Raw genomic sequence first — 19,106 nt, 5'->3', positions numbered from 1 at the left:
GGAGACTTCAGTCTATATCGTCAAGTTCGTCGTGTATCCCGGCAACGATCTCCAGTCGCTGTTGCGCCGATTTCCCTGCAAGCGAAGCATAGGTCAAAGCGAGAAGCCGAATGGCACTGCTGACAGCCGTATAGGATGCCCCCAATGCGAAACTGTCGACATGGCATGGAAGGACGACGCGGGCATATCGCTGCGCCTCTGAAACCGATCCACGGTCCGTAATGGTCACGATATTCAGCCGGCTCGTAGCGGCATATCCCAGAATTTGCTTTAACAGAGCCCGATGCGGTGGCAGCGTGATCAGCAACAGCACGTCTTTCGGGCCGGTCATGGCCAGATCTTCAGCCCATGAACCCTGATTGATGCCAAGGATCATCACGCTGTGCCGCAGCCTGGAAAACAGGAGCCGCGCATAGCGTGCGAACCCTTCCTCATCCCCCATTCCTATCACCCAGACACGCGGCGCGGCCGCGATCAGTTCCGCAGCCTCGCGCATCTTGTCGGAACGCAGCGCCTCGAAGGTTCGCGTGATATTGGCGATCTCCAGATCAAGATGCGCGCTGATGGTACGCACCAGCGGCACTTCTTCATCAATTGTGGCCGAATATTCGTAGGGCTCGGTGCGATTGCGCTCCTCGCGCGCCTGAAGTTTTACTTCGTTGAAATCGGCATAGCCCAGATGTTGAAAGAAACGGGCCGTCGTTGCCTTGGATACACCGGCCATCTCCGCGATTTCAGTGGCGGAGTGAATCAGAATATCGTCCTCGCGCTCAAGTACTAGCTGCGCGATTTTCTGCTCTCCTGCCGTGAGCTTTGCGTAGCGCTCCTGTATGCGCAGTACCAGACGTGAAGCCATGTGCGTTTATTCCGAATCTCTAATGCACCAAAAAAGCTTATCATTGCCTCTTGCAATACTGAAACATTTGTTTCATTGATAGTGAAACGTTGAAATTCATGGAATCTCCATGGCGTATTCCCGCAATATCCGGCAGCGCATCTGGGAGCGACTGAAAGATGTCGCACGTCCTGATGCACGCTTCCACCTCAAATTTTCGGAATTCATTCCGGACTTTGAGGGTGTCGAGGCAGCTACCGATCGTTTGCTGGCGCTTGAAGGGTTTGCAAAGGCCAATCTGGTTTTTGTCACTCCGGATAATTCCATGATCGAGTTGCGCCGTCGCCTGATCAAGTCGGGTACACCATTCATCATGCCGACTTACGGCATGCAGCGCGGCTTTCTCCTACTGCAACCGGGATCCGTTCCCCCGGGGTTGGAGAAAGCCGCAGCCTGGCTTGACGGGATGGAACATTTCGGTCGAGCGGTCAGCCTCGAAGACCTGACCCATATCGGCCGTTTTGATGTCGTGGCGACTGGCGCATCCGCTGTTTCCATTGATGGAGTCCGCTTTGGCAAAGGCCATGCGTTCTTCGATCTGGAATGGGGCATGTTCACCGACCTGGGGCTTGCAGACGAGCAATCCCTGATTGTCGCAGCAGTCCACGACGTGCAGATCGTGGAAGAGCGCCTCAACGTCTCCGAAAGCGATATTGCTCTCGATTTCATTGCCACACCAAGCCGTCTGATTGAAATAACGCGCAATCGTCGCCGACCGCGCGGCGTCCGCTGGAACGAGGTTTCGGCAGAGGAAATACAATCGATTCCACCATTGCGTGAACTCGCCCGCATACGCGGCATAGCCTGAAAATTCAGCACCAAAAGGAAGTTTCGATGAATATTGCCTTGGATCGTCGCCGTTTTCTCGGACTTATGGGAGCTGCTGCCACCTTTCCTGCGATGAGCCGCTTTGCCGATGCCGATACGCCGTTCAACTTTCAAGCGTCCTGGATCAATGACGCGGAATTCTGCGGCTATTTTGTTGCGGCCGACAAGGGTTTTTATCGAGAAGAAGGCCTTGATCTCAATTACATTTCCGGCGGTCCGGATGTCATCCCCGAAAGCGCGATCATTGCGGGCAAGGCTGACCTGACACTCACCACTCCGGACACGACGATCAAGGCTATCGTCGAACAGGGCGCACCTTTCAAGATCATCGGCGCCCAATATCAGAAGAATCCCATCGGCATTGTTTCGCTCGCCAAGAATCCGATCAGGGAACCAAAGGATCTCATCGGCAAGACCCTTGCGGTACCGCCGGTCAATGTCATCTCGGTCGAGGCAATGCTGAAGATTTCGGGGATCGATCCGTCCCAGGTTAACATCGTCCCTTACGCGTATGACCCAACGCCGCTTATCAAGGGTGAAATCGACGCGTCGCTTGATTTTACGACCAACGTTCCCTTCACCATCAAGCAGGCCGGTGAAGAGGCCATATTCTTCCTGCTTTATGACTTCGGCTTCACCATCTTCAACGATACGGTGGTCGTTACGGAAGAAACGCTCAAGACGAAGCGCAAGGATATTGTTGCTTTCCTTCGCGCAAGCCGCAAGGGCTGGGATGAAAACCTCAAGGACCCGGCAGCCTACCCGCCCAAATTTATCGACAGCTGGTTTAAGGGTACGGGCCGGTCAGTGGAAAATGAAGTCTATTTCAACACTGCCCAGAAGCCGCTGATCGAGTCCCCCCATGGCATATTCTCCATGAGCGAGGAAGCCATCGAAAAAACGATCGCGGCTCTCGGTACGATCGGCATCGCCGCCAAGCGCGATCATTTCGACACCACGCTTCTTGAAGAGATTTGATGCCAGAAATGTCCGGGATCAAACTTGAAAACGTGACACGCTCCTTTTCAGGGCGTGGCACGAATGTAATTGCATTATCCGATGTCTCCCTTGAATGCCCGGCCGGGTCGTTCACAGCACTTATCGGGCCATCGGGCTGCGGCAAGTCGACCATGTTGCGGCTGGCACTCGGTCTTGACCGACCCGACAGCGGCGCGATTTCGGTTATGGATAAAAGCCCCGTCAAGGCGGCAAAAGCCGGGCTGACGGGCGTGGCCTTTCAGGACGCGGCGCTCATGCCCTGGCGCAGCGTCGAAGACAATATCGCTTTGCCGCTTGATGTCCTCGGTCTTTCGCGTTCTGCGAAGTCTCACAGAATTGCCGAGCTTATCGCTCTTGTCGGTCTCAAAGGCTTCGAAAAGGCGCTTCCGGGCGAGCTTTCCGGTGGCATGCGCCAGCGCGTCGCAATTGCCCGCTCACTGGTTACCGATCCGCGCGTTCTGTTTCTCGACGAGCCTTTCGGCGCACTCGACCAGATATTGCGCCGCCAGATGAATATTGAGCTTCAACGCATATGGCTGGAAAGCAAGGCGACCACCCTGCTTGTTACCCACGGCATAGACGAGGCGGTTTTCCTCGCCGACCGGATCGTGGTGATGCACAGTCGCCCCGGACGCATCGCGCAGATCATCGATATTCCATTGGAGCGCCCGCGCAGCCCCGAGATTTTCAGCACATCGCAGTTCCACGCGCTGGAGGATGCCATCGCGGAGGCCCTGCATGGCTGACGTGAAGCCGTCCACCCATCTCTCGACCTTGCGCAACTGGATTATCCTTCTTGCGATATGGGAGATATGCGGTCGCTTCTCACTGATCGCAGATGGCGCCCTTCCGGCACCGTCGGCTATACTGGCTCGTCTCTGGATAGATCGGGCCGACTATCCCGCCCATATACTGGCAACACTTGAAGGCGCAGGCGCTGGATTTATCATCGGCAATCTCATCGCCGTGGCAGCAGGCATCCTGTTCGCGCTATTTCCTGCTGCTGCAAAGCTCGGACGTGGCGTCAACATCGCGATTTTCGCACTGCCTCCAATCGCCATATCGCCCATTCTGGTGCTGACCTTTTCGGGCATGACGCCGCGTATTACGCTGGCAGCGCTTGGTTGTTATTTCATCACCATGGCCGCCACCGTAACAGGCATCAGCCAGACGGACCGCCGCATGATCGATATCGTTCGTGCATATGGCGGCAACCGCTGGAAAGTGCTGCGCCTGGCGCAATTGCGATCTGCACTTCCGTCGATTCTCGCGGGTCTACGCATTGCTGCTCCGAATGCGGTTCTGGGTTCCATCCTGGCCGAATTCGGCGGAGGAGGTCGCTTCGGTCTTGGTGCCTATCTGATCGGTTCTCTCGGGAGAGCCGAACCGACCCGGTTATGGGGCATCGGCCTGTGCGCTACCCTGCTCGCGGGGCTGGCCTATGCGCTATTCTCTGTTGTTGCGAAGGTACTGACGGGCAGCACCAAGGCAATCACCGTCCCGGCCAGCGCTCCAGATGTTGTCCAACACCGCTCTCGCGGGCTGAACTATGTTCTCACTGTCTGTTCAGTCGCGCTTCCGTTCCTTTTGTGGTGGCTGTTGCTTGTCGTCATGGGAACGCCAGCCATGATAGCGAAAACACCTGCCGGACTGTTCGATTATCTGTTCCTCGCTCCGTCCGCGACCGCCGCCCAGACCAAACTGCTGACAGCGCTTTTGCAGACTTTGCCGCTCACATTTCTCGGCATGGCCGCCGGCATCCTGTTTGCCTTTGCACTCGCCATTGCGTCCGTCGCCAAACCAGCCATCGTGCGCGGCTTCATGCCTGTCGCCCTCGTCACTCAGACGATGCCTCTGGTTGCACTGACGCCTCTGCTCGTTCTGTTGCTGGGGCGCGGGCCGTCCGTCATCCTCTGGATCACCATTTCGGTCACATTCTTTCCCGCCTTCGTCACCATGGCGCAGGGTATGGCATTGGTTCCCCGGGCTGCGCTGGATGTACCCCGCGCATACGGCGCGAATGTCTGGAAACAGATACGCCTGGTGTCGGTGCCAGCGTCCCTGCCCTATCTCTTCGCGGCCATCCGCCTCGCCGTGCCGCGCGCTCTGCTCGGGGTCATGATCGCCGAATGGCTGGCCACCGGAACAGGCCTTGGAAACCTGCTCAACCAATCGCGCGGATATCTCGACTACGGCATGATCTGGGCCGTCGCCGTGGTCTCCGTCATGCTGTCTGTCTTTTTCTACCAGATCGTAGCCCTCTGCGAGCGCCGTGTGCTCGCCCGCCGGGGTATGAGCCCGGCAGACTAAAATGCAAGGAGTCCCCATGGAAATCACCGATCACAAAGCTTCCGTTCGCGAACGTGTGTGGAGCGAGTTGCGCAAGGTCGCTGTTCCGGATAGCCGTTTCCATTTCGACTTTGGCGAATTCATCGCGGATTTTGAAGGCGGCGAGGAGGCGGTCGCCCGCCTGACCAGCCATCGCTATTATCAGAATGCCGATTTCATCTTCATCACGCCCGACAATTGTCTCGACCGCCTTCGCCTTCAGGCCCTCAAGGACGGCAAGACCGTTCTGATAACCACTTACTCCATCAGGCGCGGCTTCTGGGTTCTCGATCCGAAACTGATTTCGCCGGATCACTACCTCTATGCGTCAACGCTTGACGGCATGGAGCGTGTCGGGCAGCCGGTAACGCTGAAAGACATCTCGGCCCTGCCGGTCATCGACTACATGGTCACGGGCACCGGGGCCATCAATCTGGAAGGGGTCCGTTTCGGCAAGGGGCATGGTTTCTTCGATGCCGAATGGGGCATGCTCTACCGTCTGGGTCGCATCACCGCCGCTACGCCGGCAGCCGCTGTCGTGCATGATTGTCAGGTTCTGTCCGAAAAGCTGACGCCCGATATCTACGACACGGTTGCGGACGTGATTTTCACGCCCACCCGCACCATAGAGGTTAAAGACCCGCATAAGCCGACCTGCGGGATCATCTGGGACCGCCTCGATCCTGTCATGTTCGAGACGATCCCTCCGCTTCAGGAACTCAAGGCAATGGGACTATAGACAACGTCCCACTGAAAACTCAAAAAAGCCGGATGCGTTTATCGCTTCCGGCTTTTTCCTTACATGCCGATCACGAGCTTCAGCGCAATTGACCACATCGTAAGTGCAATCACGCCTTCCAGAATACGCCAGGAAGATGGACGGGCGAAAATCGGGCGCAACCAGCGGGCACCGAAACCGAGCGAAAAGAAGAACACGAAAGACGCAGTGATCGCACCTGCGGCAAACGATGTTTCCAAACCGGGAAACTGCGTGGAGATCGTTCCGAGAAGAACGACCGTGTCCAGATAAACATGCGGATTGAGCCATGTCAGCGCCAGACAGGTTGCCAGCGTCCTCGTCAGGCTTACGGACGCCCCGTTCGCCGTCGCCAGTACGGCAGAGGATGTGAAGGCCGAATGGAGGCTTCGGGCACCATACCAGATCAGAAAAGCCGCTCCGCCGTATCGCATGATGGGATCGAGCGCCGGCATGATGGCAGCGATCTTCTGGAAGCTCGTCACGCCAATAAGGATCAATATGGCATCCGATATGGCGCAAACGAGACTGACAGCAAACACATGCTCATCCCGCAATCCCTGCCGCAACACGAAGGCGTTTTGCGCGCCAATAGCAACAATCAGGCTGAGGCCCATGGTGAGGCCGGTGACGTAGACGGAAGGATTCATGAGTGGTCGCCATCTGGGAGTAAGTTGGCCCTTGGATAGCGGACGGAAGCCCATTAGAATAGTTAAATCTGATAAACTCAGTTTAGGAAACCTAATGATCGACTATTCTGCTCTGAGAGCAGTGGCAATGGTAGTGCAGACAGGCAGCTTTGAAAAAGCCGCACGTGCTTTGAGTGTTACGCCGTCTGCGATCTCCCAGCGCGTCAAACATCTGGAAGAGCGGCTGGGCGCGGTCCTGATTGAGCGGGGAACGCCCTGCACGGCAACTGAAAAGGGTGATTGGCTATGCCGTCACATCGAGCAGGTCGGCATGCTCGAACGAGAGCTTCTGGCGGAATTGCCAGGACTGTCCGGCAGCGAGAATAGTGCTCAGCGCGTTACGCTTCATATAGCCACCAACGCCGATAGCCTTGGCACCTGGTTTCTGAATGCGATTTCGCATTTCAGCACCGCATCGGATTATCTCTTCAACATTGCCGTCGATGACCAGGATCACACCGCCGAATGGCTGCAACGGGGACGCGTCGTCGCCGCTGTCACTTCCCTGCCCAAACCCGTGCAAGGCTGCCGTCTCACCCCGCTTGGTACTCTTCGCTATCGCGCCACAGCATCGCCGGATTTCATCACCCGGTATTTTCCCGACGGAGTAACCCGCGATGCGATTGCCAAGGCCCCCGCGCTGACATTTAACCAAAAGGACAGATTGCAGGATCGCTGGGTCCGTTCTGTTCTCGGAACCGATATGACTTGCCCGACGCATTGGCTTCCCTCGACGCAGGCCTTCGTCGATGCAAGCCTGTCAGGCATGGGATGGGGGATGAACCCGGTGCAATTGGTCGGCGAGCATCTGAAAGCCGGGCGGCTGGTTGAGCTAATCCCCGATACGGCTCTGGATATTCCCTTGTTCTGGCAAGTGAACCGCCTGGCGGCCGACCGACTTGCAGGATTGACGCAGACCGTCCTCACGACAGCGCGCCGGGAACTTGCGCCCCTTCCTCAAAAATGACTGCCATCCAACCGGGCGCGCTGTCGCAAGGCGAGAAACCAGACAAGGCTTTTCCTTACCCTTCGGTCAATCACCATCTGTTTTCTTGAACGTGAACAGCGATTGAGCGATGCATGAAGAATGAAGCTCCTGTTCCTCATCGCGGCGCTGATCGCCCTTGTTTTCCTCGGCTGCTATTTGCAGATGTTCTTTGCCGTGCCGTGAAGGCGCGAATATCCGGCGCGCTCTTCCGGCTGGCTTTCCGAAGAGCTGTCTATCGCCCAAGCGAACAACAAGAAAAAGGCAGGATCAATGATCCTGCCCCGTTTGCGCGACACCTGCTGCCTCTTCACAGACCCTGACGTGCTCTGCCAGTGCCTCGAGCTGCAAGAAAGCGCTTATGCTACAGATATCCCGCTTCTGAAACTTTGGAAGCTCCTGAAGCTCCTTCAATCTGGTGAGAAGTGCACCGCGGTTCATGGTTTTCCCTCCATCTTTCTGGCTATCCGCAAGTTCGGTGTTCGTCAGGCTGCCCGCACCTTCGCTTTCGTCTTCAGTGGAAGCTCGATATCGACTTCCAGCGTCGACATCTGGTCGCCCCGATCCATTTTCACGCTGACCTTGTCACGATCGATCTGGATATGCTTGGCGATGACGGCAAGGATTTCCTCCCGCAATACCGCGACAAGATCGGAATGTTCGTGCGATGCCCTTTCATGGGCGAGCAGAACCTGCAACCGTTCGCGCGCTTGTGGCGCGGAAGCAGGTTTGCTGAAGAAACGAAACAGGCTCATGCCGCTCTCCTTCCGAAAAGTTTACCCAGAAGGCCGCGCTTTTCGGATGGAACAGTCATCGGCACTTCTTCACCGGCAAGGCGGCGGGCTGCGTCGAGGTAAGCCAATGCAGGCGCACTGCGCTGATCGGCAAGCGTCACGGGGGAACCAATATTGGAGGCCCGCAGAACGTCCTGGCTTTCGGGAATGATGCCCAGAAGCGGGATGGACAGGATTTCCAGAACGTCTTCAACCTTCAGCATATCGCCGCGTTCAGCGCGAACCGGGTCGTAACGGGTCAGGAGAAGATGTTTTTCCACACGTTCGCCACGCTCGGCCTTGAGCGTCTTGGCGTCCAGCAGGCCGATAATGCGATCGGAATCACGCACCGACGATACTTCGGGATTTGTGACGACCACCGCCATGTCTGCATGGCGCATTGCCAGCGTGGCACCGCGTTCAATTCCGGCAGGGCTGTCGCAAATGATCCAGTCGAACTCCTTCTTGAGGTCTTCCATGACGCGGTCGACGCCCTCGATGGTCAGATTATCCTTGTCGCGTGTCTGCGAAGCCGGCAGCAGATAGAGCGTCTCAAGACGCTTGTCGCGGATCAAGGCCTGCGGAAGCTTTGCATCGCCCTGAATGACATTGACCAGATCGAACACGACGCGGCGTTCCGCTCCCATGACGAGGTCGAGGTTGCGCAGGCCGACATCGAAATCGATAACGACGGTCTTCTCGCCGCGTTGCGCCAGCGCGGCGCCGATTGCGGCGGTAGATGTCGTTTTGCCAACGCCACCTTTACCGGAAGTTACAACAATCACTTTTGCCATATTTGTCTCCTGTATCTCCCGCGCGCCTCCAGAGCATCCGTTACCCGGGATATGAGATGCTCTGCTTTTCTTTTGCGGCACTCAAACGTGCCTGAAATCAGTTCGGGACCTGCGCTCCCAAAAGGCGTTTCGCCTGTTGGAAACGTGCTAGCCCAGCGTTTCGGCCATCATATAGTCGCCGTCGAGCCACAGCTGTACAGCCTGTCCGCGCAATCTGCTTTCCATGTCTTCCGCCGTCTTGTAGAGGCCGTCGATAGCGACAAGCTCGGCTTCCATCTTGCGGCAGAAAATGCGCGCATCGGCGTTTCCGGCTGTTCCCGCCATCGCGCGGCCGCGCAATGCGCCATAGACGTGGATCGATCCGCCAGCCACCACTTCCGCTCCGGATGCAACAGAACCGACAATCGTCACATCGCCATCTGGAAAATAGATCGACTGCCCCGACCGGACCGGCTCGGTGACGACCATGGATGGTACAGCCTTGACCAGTTGCACCGATGCTGGCGCAGCCGGCGCGCGTTCCTTCGGTTTCGATTCCGCGATCTCCGGATCGAAATCGGCTGCAGGCTGTCCGCCCCGCATCGCCGGCGGCATGCCGGGACCGAGGAGCGAAGGCCGTGCATTTTCGAAACCAGTGATCCAGACGCCGCGGCTAACCAGATCCTCAAGCAATTGCACCAGTTGCGGGCGCTCGATCGTTACATTTTCAAGATCGAGAACGATCGGACGATTGAGAAAGAACCCAACCGAACGCGCTGCAAGATCGTCCAGCTTGTCGAGCCAGCCATCGAGCGGCAATTCAGGCGAAAGGACCAGCGCCAGAAAGGACCTTCCTTTCAGGCGGATTGGACGAGACTGTGTTAGCACTTGATTCATCTTGGTTAAAAAACAGTTTATCCGGTCTATATGCGCAATGGTTAACAGATGGTTAATTTCCGGGGCTTGAACGGTTCCTTGAGTTGGAGAATCCGTTCCTTTCCGACGATCAGAGAATAACTATCCGCAGGGAATCCGCATCAGGCACAGAACGCAACATCATGCCCGCTCGAACAGCCAGAGGCGCCTCAAGAACGAAAGCGACTCAGCCTTCTCCTGATTGTAAACGGATAATTGGGGCGATAATTGACGTTTCTTCGACCGTCCACAGAAGACAATGCAGAAAAATATAAACTTAAATTTCAATCAAAAGTGACGCTACGTAATGTATTATAAATTTATAATATATTTTATTTAGCCAAATGAACAGAAAAACTTGCACACCGACTGAATTGTTGAAACTTCATCCGTCAGTTTTCGAAGTGTATTTTAGTTATTTCACACCACACAAAAGTAAAGAGGTGTTCCTCTCTCAGCAGACCAACTTCAGAATTTCGGAAGCAATACGCAACATAAAGCACGTGCCTCCGTTTTTCCGAGCGATGGAATGCGTGCAGAAATGGGCATGAGCCGCCGGAAAAACGCAGACTTTCGGACGCGGTTTGTCTCAGCCTACTTCAGCTGGAAATAACTTCTTCCAGATGCGCTGGAATATAAAGCTATGAGAAGGTTCCCGCTCAAAGGAACCGCCTCGCGTTTGGGCGGGGGGCTTAGGGGCGCGAGGCGGGCGAGCTCTCAGGAGTGCACGCACCATGAAAATGGAACGTTAGCTGCGATTCTGGAACTAACAATACATTCCAGCCTGAAAAATTACGTGACTAAGATACAGAAAAGCCCGCAAGGCTCGGGAGGAGGTGAGCGTTGCGGGCTTGATCAGTAAGCGCGATTGGGAAGAGGAGTATCGCGCTCGGCCCCGGCTTTTGGGAGGAGGAGCAAGCCAGGACGGATATTCAATAATCCCTTCGCCCCGCCCACTCAATCAACAAGCTTGCATTGCTGATATGCACTTTCCACCCCCCAAACAAAAACCGCCCCGCGGCGACTGAACGCGCTGAGGCGGCGTATCTCCCTCGAAAGCCCCCAATCGAAGAAGATGGTGGAACTTAATCACAGCTTTGAAAAAAATAAATAGGCAATTTGCACCATTGTTAGAAAACCCGTGAACAATATCGCCCGGAGGTTGAGGCCACTTGTCTTTCCGAACAATTCCCTGCGATCGGCCATCCAAGCACATCAACAAGATTCGCATAAAACGCACTGCAATGTCGTTGTGACTGCTTTCCCACCGCTCATTTTGAGTCCCGACCGATTTACTAACCGTACATAATTTTCAGTATTTTCTGAAAATCGTGTAGTTATATTAAGGGGTTGCTTTCTCCATAAGCGGAGTTATTGTTCCTCTCACTTGGAGGAGGGAGTACCGCCCCAGCGCGCTAGACCGCTGCGGGGCGGTTTCTTTTTAGCTACCCAAAAATGCATATCTGCATTGCAAGCTTGCCCCTTGTAACCGGCACGCCGTATTCCTATTTTGGGCTTGTTCGGTTTTACTCCTCCTCCCAAAAACCGGACCCAAAGCGCGATACTCCTCCTCCCAATCGCGCTTTATAGATTCGCCCACTGCACACTCCTCCTCCCAGTGCAGTGGGCGTTCTCATTTCTGGAAGTCTTCTCCCTTTTGAAATCGAGTTGAATCCAACGGCCTCCGGCTGTTTCTGTAGTTTTAAGGGTTTGCGGCTAGTTTTTGCGCATGACGCATGGGGGTGGGGTTTCATGTTCTTCGGCAAGAGCTTCAAAATTGCACGAGCGCCATTGCTGAGCGCGCCGATGTTCTGGCTGGCTTTCACGCTCATACTGCTGGTCGTTCTCTTGTCATTCCGGCTCAATGTCCCTATCGGCCCGATGTACTGGGACAGCTACATCTATTTCGATGCGGCCCAGCGCATAAGGACGGGCCAGGTTCCCAATGTGGACTTCTCCACACCGGTCGGACCGCTTGGCTATTATCTTTTTGCATGGGGACAATCCCTGTTTCCGAAAGCGCAACCGCTGTTGCTCGTTCAGTGGTCCATATTGATCGTCGCAGCGCCGCTAATGTTCGGAGTGCTGGCTGAGCTTCACCCTCGGAATCGAACAACCGGATTTCTTATCCTTGTCCCATTTCTGGTATTCGCCATCTTTCCCGCCAATACACAGAGCTTTTATCCATATCCCGGCCTGGATGGTTTCGGTATTTATAACCGCCACACGTCGCTTCTGCTTTACGTGCTCATGTGCGGGCTGATGTTCATGCGGGATAGTGCGAAGCTTGCGCTCTTTTGCGCAGCGACGATGTCCGCCCTGCTCCTGATGAAAATAACCGGTTTTCTAGCAGGCGGGCTGTTCGGACTCACAGCACTTCTGGCTGGCAGAATTTCGATTCGCCATGTCCTTCTCGCAGCGGCCGTTGCTTCTGCGGCGCTGTCTGTTCTTGAGTTGCATAACGGAATCATCGGCGCATATGTTCGCGATATCGCTACATTGGTGGCGCTGAATGAAGGGGCTCTGCTTCCGCGGTTCCTGACCGTCATATCGTTGAAGCTCGACGTCATTCTACCAGCTTCAATCCTTGTTCTGTTGCTTTTCTGGAACGAGCAGCGCCAGTCCGGTGCTCAGGCCTCCAGCGAACAACCCCACTTCTTCGACCGGAGCTCCGTGTGGCTCGCTGTCGGGCTGATCGGCAGCGTCTTCCTTGAAACCCAGAACACCGGGAGCCAGGAGTTTATTTTTCTTTGGCCTGTTCTGATCATGATCTTTCGGCGAGTGCAGCTTCGCAGTCAGAACTTCAAGATCGCTTTCCTGACACTGGCCGCTTTCTGTTCCATTCCGACTTTCGCCAAGGTTGCGCACACGACCTTGCGGGCCGTCGCTGTAGCGCCAACTTATGTCCAGCCCTCTTTGCCGGAGTTGAAGAATCTGGGTCAGGTGCTGACACGGCCCGATTTCCTGCAGCGGGCAGAGCTTTTCCAATCCCATTATCCGCAGAACAACGCGGCGTATGAAGCACTGGCCAAACAGGGACAACTACCCAGTTGGCAGCTTTACTCGGAAATCGATTTCCAGGTTTTCTGGCTCCTGTCTGCAAACCAGATGGTGACGGACCTGAAATCCTTCGAAACCCGCACCAACATTCGCCTGCAAAGCATCATGACGCTTGATTTCGTCAACCCGTTCGCCTGGATTTTGGACCGTGATGCTACGCGACATATCCAGATCGGCGCCGATCCGTTCCGCACGGTCCCGGTTCTGTCCGAAGAAACGAAAGCCGCCGTGGAAGCAACGGACGGCGTAATGCGCCCGAAATGCCCGACAACGACCAATCGCCTTGCCTTGCAGAAGATATACCTCGAGGCGCTACAGGATCGCACAGTTATCGCTTTGAACCCCTGTTGGGATTTGCTGCTTCGCCCCGGTCTTCTTCCGTAATCGGCCCTTACTTGATCTGAGCCTTGATGAAATCCCGCACAATCCGGATGATCCCGCGTGAAAGCACCTCATCCAGCGCCTGGATGAACGCATCCACATGCTCGCGCCCGCAAATCAGTGGCGGCTCAAGACGAATGACATTTCGATTGTATTCGGTAAAGGCAACCAGAACCCCATGATCGCGCAGCAGATGGCTGCCGATGAAGCCGGGGAGCGAGCCTTTGAGCTTCTCATCCAGCATCCCCAGAACCGGCCGCAACACAGCCGGCATGGTCTGGGAAAAATCATGGAACTCCAGTCCCACCATCATCCCCTGCCCGCGCACATCTTTCAGAAGAGCTGGATAACGGCTCTGCAACTCACGCAGCCTTTCCAGAAGATAATCCCCGACATCGGCAGCGTTATCGATCAGATGTTCATCGTAGAGAACATTCAAGGCTTCGATTGACGTGATGCAGGCTTCGCCAATCCCGCCGAAGGTCGCCATTGCATGGATCATCGCAGTCTTCGGCGTGCCATAGGCTTTCATATAGATGCCACGGCGGGCGATCATCGCGGCCATAGCCGTCTTTCCCCCGCCCAGCGATTTCGCCAGCGCAGTGACGTCCGGTATGACGCCATAATGCTCGAAAGCATAGAATTTCCCGGTCCTGCCCAATCCGCACTGCACTTCATCGGCAACCCAGATCACACCATGCTGGTCACAAAGGCGACGCAGCTTCTGCCAGAACTCTGCGTCCGCCTGAATGATACCGCCGCCGCCCTGCACCGTCTCCAGCACGATCACCCCGATTTCCGGGTCCGAACGAAACGCGTTTTCAACGGCAGCAATGTCACCGAAGGGAACCCGTACAGTGTTGTCGACAAGCTTGAATTCGCCGCGATAAAGCCCGCCATCCGTGACGGACAGAACGCCCTTGGTCTTCCCGTGAAATGAGTTTTCCGCATAGACGATTTTCGGCTTTTCCGGACCGGCGGCGCGCTCGGCAACCTTGATCGCCGCTTCCATCGCCTCGGAACCGGAGGACCCCAGAAACACCATGTCCAGATCGCCTGGCGAGCAGGCCGCAATGTCATAAGCAAGAGCAGTCGCATATTGCGACATGAAGGCGATCGCGATCTCGTGGCGCATCTCTTCCTCAAATTGGCGACGTGCTTCGAGAATACGCGGATGGTTGTGACCAAAAGCAAGCGACCCGAAGCCGCCGAAGAAATCGAGAATCGGGCGCCCGTCCTGATCGTAATAATACATGCCTTCTGCTCGTTCGATCTTCACCTTGTGAAAGCCGAGCAGCTTCATGAAATGAAGCTGGCCCGGATTAAGGTGGGTCGTGAACAGCTCGGTCATGCGTGGCAGATCGAGCGCTTTCGCCTCGCTTACGGTCAGCAGATTCGGCTTTGGCGTTGCGTTGGTCCTGGTCATTTTTTGCCCCTATGCCGTTTCAGAAGCCTGTACACCCGAGGATGCCGCGCCGATTTTCCTGCGATATTCGCTATAGGCTGCGATCAACATGTCCTCGTCCCGATATTGCGGCACCCAGCCAAGCTCGCGCTCGCCCTTTGAAACATCCAGAACACACATTTCATCGGCGATGAGATATTGCTCCGGGTCCATGATCGGCATGTTCATCCAGTCGAGCAGATCCAGTGTCCGCTTTACTGCCCAGGCGGGCGTCGGCAACAGAATGGATTTCGATCCTGCATGACGGATGAGATCACCGAGTAGTTTGCGGACGGGAGGCGGGTTGAGTGATCCGAGATTGTAGGCCTCGTTGGGGATACCCGCTTTGAAAGCGGCGCGTGCCGCCTCCGCACAATCGAACACCGAAACGAACTGGTACGGGTTTCTGCCCGAGCCGATCATCGGCACCGGCAGATTTTTATCTATCAGCTTGAACAGCTTTTCCAGAATGCCGAGACGGCCGGGACCGATGATAAGGCGAGGACGGAACAGGGATATATGCATTCCACGTTCGCGCCATTCAGCGGCGAGTTCTTCGGTTCTCAACTTGGAAAGCCCATACTCGCCGAGCGGCTTGCATGGATGGTCTTCCTTCTGCGGCCAGACATAAGTGTGGCCATACACCATGTCGGTGGTGAAGTGGATCAGCTTGCTCGCACCGGCAACATCCATTGCCTTGATGATGTTCTCCGTCCCGTAATAATTGACGGGAAAGAAGAAATCATGCCGCTTCGCGCGGACCTGTATCGGCGAGAGCATCTTGGCAGAGAGATTGTAGACCACGTCGTCAGCGCGGATACCCAGTCTGCGGATTGCTGCCGGGTCGGTTACATCGGTCGCGAAAAAAACGGCGTCAGCATAATGCGGCAGATCGCTTTTCACGATATCTGCGACAATGACCTCTTGACCGTCGGCGAGCAGTTTGGGCGCGAGATACCGACCGACAAATCCATCTCCACCGAAAATTACGTGTCTCATCATACCGCCCCGTTCAACCTTGCGTCTGCCGGCTCACACCCGTATCCGCCTGCGGTTCGGGCGATTTGCCGCTTTGCGCGATCAACACCGTCCCGATGCAGATGAATGCAATGCCCGCGATCTTGTATGCGCCCAGTTCCTCCTTGAACAAAAGCCAGGCGAACAACGCGACCGCCACATATGCAAGACTGAGGAATGGATAGGCGAAGGAAAGGTCCACCTTCGACAGCACGTAAAGATGCGATGCCATCGAGATCACAAAGGTCAGCAGACCCGCAAAAACCCAGGGGTTGAACACGATCTGGAATATGCGTTGGATCATTGTTTCAGCGGAAAAACTGATCGGGCCGAGCGACAGCATGCCATATTTCAGCATCAACTGCGCGGCAGCGTTGGTCATGACTGTGAACAGGATGAAGGGAATATATTTCATCACGTTTCCTAAACTGCCGCACCGGACGTCAATGCCGTGCGGCGCCAGAAATTGGAATTGAATGCCTTGTCGCGAAAAACCTCGAAGTCGCGCCAGCCTGGAAAGCTTGCAGCGAAAACCTCCGCGCTCATCCGCTGGTCCTTGTACGGATTGACCCGGCCCCCGACGCCCACGACCATCTGGTCCAGACTATCCAACAATTCCAGCGTCTTGCCGCCCCGATTGGGAAAATCCATTGTCAGCGTATATCCAGGCATCGGAAAGGACATGAGACCGGGAGACTTCACCGACCCGAAACGCTTGAGTACCGTCAGGAACGAGACCTGCCCGGCCGCGCGGCTTGCTTCCAGCATTGCGGGAATGACCTTTCGCGCCGCATCGAACGGAACGACGCTTTGATGCTGATAAAGCCCCCTTGGGCCATAAAGCCGGTTCCAGTTTCTGATGCTGTCGAGCGGATAGAAAAAATTTCGATATGGCACCCTGTGTGCCGTTCTGAGCCGTCCCTTGCGCCGAAAATAGGCCGCGTTGAACAATGACAGGCTTGTCCTGTTCAGTACGGAGAACGGCAGTTCAAAAGGCACGCCAAACCGCCCCATTCTCGATGGCTGCGGGCCGCTGGCCTTCCTCACAGGATTGCCGACCATCAGCAGGCCCCGCCCATCGGAAAGCTGATCGACCCAGGCAACGGCATATTCATTCTCCCGGTCCGCAACCTCTGCCATATCGAAATATGCATCGAGGCTACCGAATGGCAGGATCTTTTCCTCAATATCGAGGCCGCCCACCCGCATGAGCCGGATCGTTGCACGCAGAATCAATCCGGTCAGCCCCATTCCACCGATCGTGGCCCGGAACAGGTCGATGTTTTCGGCGTCGGAACATTTGTAACGAACACCGTCCGAGCGAAGCAGATCCAGCCCGTCGACGTGACACCCGAACGTTCCCCGCAGATGGTGGTTCTTGCCATGCACGTCATTGGCGATGGCCCCGCCCAATGTGACGAACTGGGTGCCGGGCGTGACGGGCAGGAAATAACCATGCGGCGCGACATGCGCGATGATATCGCTCAGAAGCGTACCGCTTTCAGCCGACAGCAATCCCGTATCGGGATCGAATTGGAGTATCCTCCTTCGGGCCTGCATGGGCGCGAGGAAGCCTGCATCGTTGTGACAGCTGTCACCATAGGAACGACCATTTCCAAACGGCAGCAGGCTCGCACCTTCGTGCAAGGCACCGGCGAAATCGGCCTCCAGCAGATCCAGCGGTAGAAAGCGCCGCTGCCGCCGGTCAACACGCCCGAAACTGTCGAAAGACTGTTCCATCAGCGCAGTCCAGCCACAAGTAGCAGTGCAGCGCCAAACGCGATCACGACCTGACTGCGCCAGTCCTTGGCCATGAAGAGAACCGGATCGTCATCCATGTCCCCCCGGTGCGCCAATATCCATATGCGGACGTTCATGTAGAGGACCATCGGGCCGAGCGGCCATATCAGCCAGGGATAGGTGTAGAGGGTCTTGACCGCATCGCTGTTGATATAAAGGGCCAGAACCAGTGCCGCGGTAAATGCGGCGGCAACCCCGCACTGACCGACGATATCGCGGTCTTCAGGGCGGTAGCCTCGCCCGGCAATCTTGTCCTTTTCCGTCGCCATCGCGCCTTGCAATTCCACATAGCGCTTCGCCAATGCCAGCGAAAGGAAGAAAAACATGGCAAAGGCCATCAGCCAAAAAGACGGCGGAACTTGGGAGGCAGCCGACCCACCCAAAAGACGCAAGCTGTAAAGCCCCGCGAGACAAATCACGTCGCCCAGCAACATGCGCTTCAGGGCAAATGTATAGGCGGTAGTGAAAACCAGATAAGTGACGATCGCAAGTGTGAAAGCGGGCGGCAGGAAGAAACAGACGGCGGCCGTCAACAGCAGCAGCAGAGCCGCGACACCGAGGCCGAAAGGAATGGATATCTGGCCGCTCGCGAAGGGCCGCTGATTTTTTCGCACGTGTCTCCGGTCGACCGGAAGGTCGATAATATCGTTGACGATATAGATTGCAGACGCCGTCGCAGAGAAAGCGACGAATGCCAGACAAACCGCAATGAACACGTCGGGCTTCACTATATCATGAGCCAGAGCAGCAGGAACAAAGACCAGCAGGTTCTTCAGCCATTGATGGACACGCAGCATCCGGGCGTAGGTTCGGATGGTCGGCTTTTCAGCAAGGAAAACCTGGCAGTCCGTTCGTTTCTGGAACTGCGCCGCCGCACGATCAGGCGCGACCAGGATCACCTGTCGGGCCGCATCGAAAACCGGTAGATCGTCGCGATCACTTCCGGCATAATCGAACCTGTGTCGCCCATAGCGCTCCACCAGCAGATCGGCCTTGCTTGCTGCTGAGAGATTCTTCGCTGCAGTTGTCGAATAGACAGCGCTGAAAATACCCAGCTCCGTCGCCACAGCCCGGGCTATCGGTTCAATGGCTGTGGTGATCAGGACCAATATTCGGCCCGATGCATGTTCTCGACGCAGAAAATCCAGAAATTCGGTTCGATAAGGAAGCCGCGAGACATCGAGGGCTACGCGGTCCGCCACCTGTTGCTTGAGATATGCCTTTCCCGAGAACAGCCAGACCGGCAACATGAAGACGAACAGAATGTTCTTCTTCAGAAGAAGAAAAATCCCCTCCCACAGCAGATCGGTCGAAACCAGAGTTCCGTCCAGATCGACTGCAAGCGGCACATCCTTGTTGTTCTGCCCCCGCGTGTCCATTTTTAGCCCTTTACCGCCCGAGCCTCTCTTGTAACGGGACCGCGACAGAAGCCAAATAAAAAATGAACTTTTTCGATGTAGAT

General features: G+C 55.9%; 17 protein-coding genes. 7 read left to right on the top strand and 10 right to left on the bottom strand.

Features of this window, described 5'->3' with window-relative positions:
* Positions 1-7: 7 nt before the first annotated feature.
* Positions 8-856, bottom strand: coding sequence for a MurR/RpiR family transcriptional regulator (locus OINT_RS13740; RefSeq protein ID WP_006468458.1), 849 nt, complete (start codon positions 854-856; stop codon positions 8-10).
* Between the two features lie 109 nt (positions 857-965).
* Here OINT_RS13740 and OINT_RS13735 point away from each other — a divergent pair, with 109 nt between their 5' ends.
* The 5 genes from OINT_RS13735 to OINT_RS13715 are packed head-to-tail and all read left to right on the top strand — an operon-like array spanning position 966 to position 5,789.
* Positions 966-1,703: a 5-formyltetrahydrofolate cyclo-ligase gene (locus tag OINT_RS13735; protein ID WP_006468457.1), complete on the top strand. Its 738-nt coding sequence runs from the start codon at positions 966-968 to the stop codon at positions 1,701-1,703.
* A gap of 26 nt (positions 1,704-1,729) precedes the next feature.
* Complete coding sequence (locus OINT_RS13730) at positions 1,730-2,701, top strand: ABC transporter substrate-binding protein (protein ID WP_006468456.1); 972 nt, start codon at positions 1,730-1,732, stop codon at positions 2,699-2,701.
* The gene (locus OINT_RS13725) at positions 2,701-3,468 is read left to right on the top strand and encodes an ABC transporter ATP-binding protein (protein WP_006472485.1); all 768 of its coding nucleotides are present in this window, start codon (positions 2,701-2,703) and stop codon (positions 3,466-3,468) included. Before OINT_RS13730 ends, OINT_RS13725 begins: the two co-directional genes overlap by 1 nt.
* Positions 3,461-5,032, top strand: a complete 1,572-nt coding sequence (locus OINT_RS13720; protein ID WP_006472484.1) for an ABC transporter permease — start codon at positions 3,461-3,463, stop codon at positions 5,030-5,032. The genes OINT_RS13725 and OINT_RS13720 overlap by 8 nt, the downstream gene beginning before the upstream one ends.
* Positions 5,033-5,048: 16 nt before the next feature.
* Positions 5,049-5,789 carry a 5-formyltetrahydrofolate cyclo-ligase gene (locus tag OINT_RS13715; protein ID WP_006472483.1) on the top strand — a complete coding sequence of 247 codons (741 nt, stop codon included), beginning with the start codon at positions 5,049-5,051 and terminating at the stop codon, positions 5,787-5,789.
* 59 nt (positions 5,790-5,848) lie between these two features.
* Here OINT_RS13715 and OINT_RS13710 read toward each other — a convergent pair whose 3' ends face one another.
* Positions 5,849-6,457, bottom strand: coding sequence for a LysE/ArgO family amino acid transporter (locus OINT_RS13710; protein ID WP_006472482.1), 609 nt, complete (start codon positions 6,455-6,457; stop codon positions 5,849-5,851).
* A gap of 94 nt (positions 6,458-6,551) precedes the next feature.
* Here OINT_RS13710 and OINT_RS13705 point away from each other — a divergent pair, with 94 nt between their 5' ends.
* A complete protein-coding gene (locus OINT_RS13705; protein WP_036565607.1) occupies positions 6,552-7,463 on the top strand; it encodes a LysR family transcriptional regulator ArgP in 912 nt (303 codons plus the stop codon).
* Between the two features lie 503 nt (positions 7,464-7,966).
* On the opposite strand, the gene minE is transcribed toward OINT_RS13705, so the two are convergent.
* From minE to minC, 3 genes are all read right to left on the bottom strand, one after another.
* Positions 7,967-8,236 carry a cell division topological specificity factor MinE gene (gene minE / locus OINT_RS13700; RefSeq protein ID WP_006468449.1) on the bottom strand — a complete coding sequence of 90 codons (270 nt, stop codon included), beginning with the start codon at positions 8,234-8,236 and terminating at the stop codon, positions 7,967-7,969.
* Positions 8,233-9,048, bottom strand: coding sequence for a septum site-determining protein MinD (gene minD / locus OINT_RS13695; protein ID WP_006472480.1), 816 nt, complete (start codon positions 9,046-9,048; stop codon positions 8,233-8,235). Before minD ends, minE begins: the two co-directional genes overlap by 4 nt.
* Positions 9,049-9,195: 147 nt before the next feature.
* Positions 9,196-9,924, bottom strand: coding sequence for a septum site-determining protein MinC (minC, locus tag OINT_RS13690; RefSeq protein WP_006468447.1), 729 nt, complete (start codon positions 9,922-9,924; stop codon positions 9,196-9,198).
* Between the two features lie 1,770 nt (positions 9,925-11,694).
* Here minC and OINT_RS13685 point away from each other — a divergent pair.
* On the top strand, positions 11,695-13,386 hold the full coding sequence (locus OINT_RS13685) for a hypothetical protein (protein ID WP_006472479.1): 1,692 nt from the start codon (positions 11,695-11,697) through the stop codon (positions 13,384-13,386).
* 7 nt (positions 13,387-13,393) lie between these two features.
* Here OINT_RS13685 and OINT_RS13680 read toward each other — a convergent pair whose 3' ends face one another.
* The 5 genes from OINT_RS13680 to OINT_RS13660 are packed head-to-tail and all read right to left on the bottom strand — an operon-like array spanning position 13,394 to position 19,023.
* The gene (locus OINT_RS13680) at positions 13,394-14,809 is read right to left on the bottom strand and encodes an aspartate aminotransferase family protein (RefSeq protein WP_006468444.1); all 1,416 of its coding nucleotides are present in this window, start codon (positions 14,807-14,809) and stop codon (positions 13,394-13,396) included.
* A 9-nt stretch (positions 14,810-14,818) separates the two neighbouring features.
* A complete protein-coding gene (locus OINT_RS13675) occupies positions 14,819-15,826 on the bottom strand; it encodes an NAD-dependent epimerase/dehydratase family protein (protein ID WP_006472476.1) in 1,008 nt (335 codons plus the stop codon).
* A gap of 13 nt (positions 15,827-15,839) precedes the next feature.
* A complete protein-coding gene (locus tag OINT_RS13670) occupies positions 15,840-16,259 on the bottom strand; it encodes an EamA family transporter (RefSeq protein ID WP_006472475.1) in 420 nt (139 codons plus the stop codon).
* Positions 16,260-16,267: 8 nt separating this feature from the next.
* Complete coding sequence (locus OINT_RS13665; protein ID WP_006468441.1) at positions 16,268-17,584, bottom strand: FAD-binding oxidoreductase; 1,317 nt, start codon at positions 17,582-17,584, stop codon at positions 16,268-16,270.
* Positions 17,584-19,023, bottom strand: a complete 1,440-nt coding sequence (locus tag OINT_RS13660) for a UbiA family prenyltransferase (RefSeq protein ID WP_006468440.1) — start codon at positions 19,021-19,023, stop codon at positions 17,584-17,586. Before OINT_RS13660 ends, OINT_RS13665 begins: the two co-directional genes overlap by 1 nt.
* Positions 19,024-19,106: the final 83 nt, after the last annotated feature.

The organism is Brucella intermedia LMG 3301, assembly GCF_000182645.1.
Taxonomy (GTDB): Bacteria; Pseudomonadota; Alphaproteobacteria; order Rhizobiales; family Rhizobiaceae; genus Brucella; species Brucella intermedia.
The sequence above is the reverse complement of the archived record's forward strand: the minus strand, read 5'-3'. Positions and strand labels throughout refer to the sequence as shown.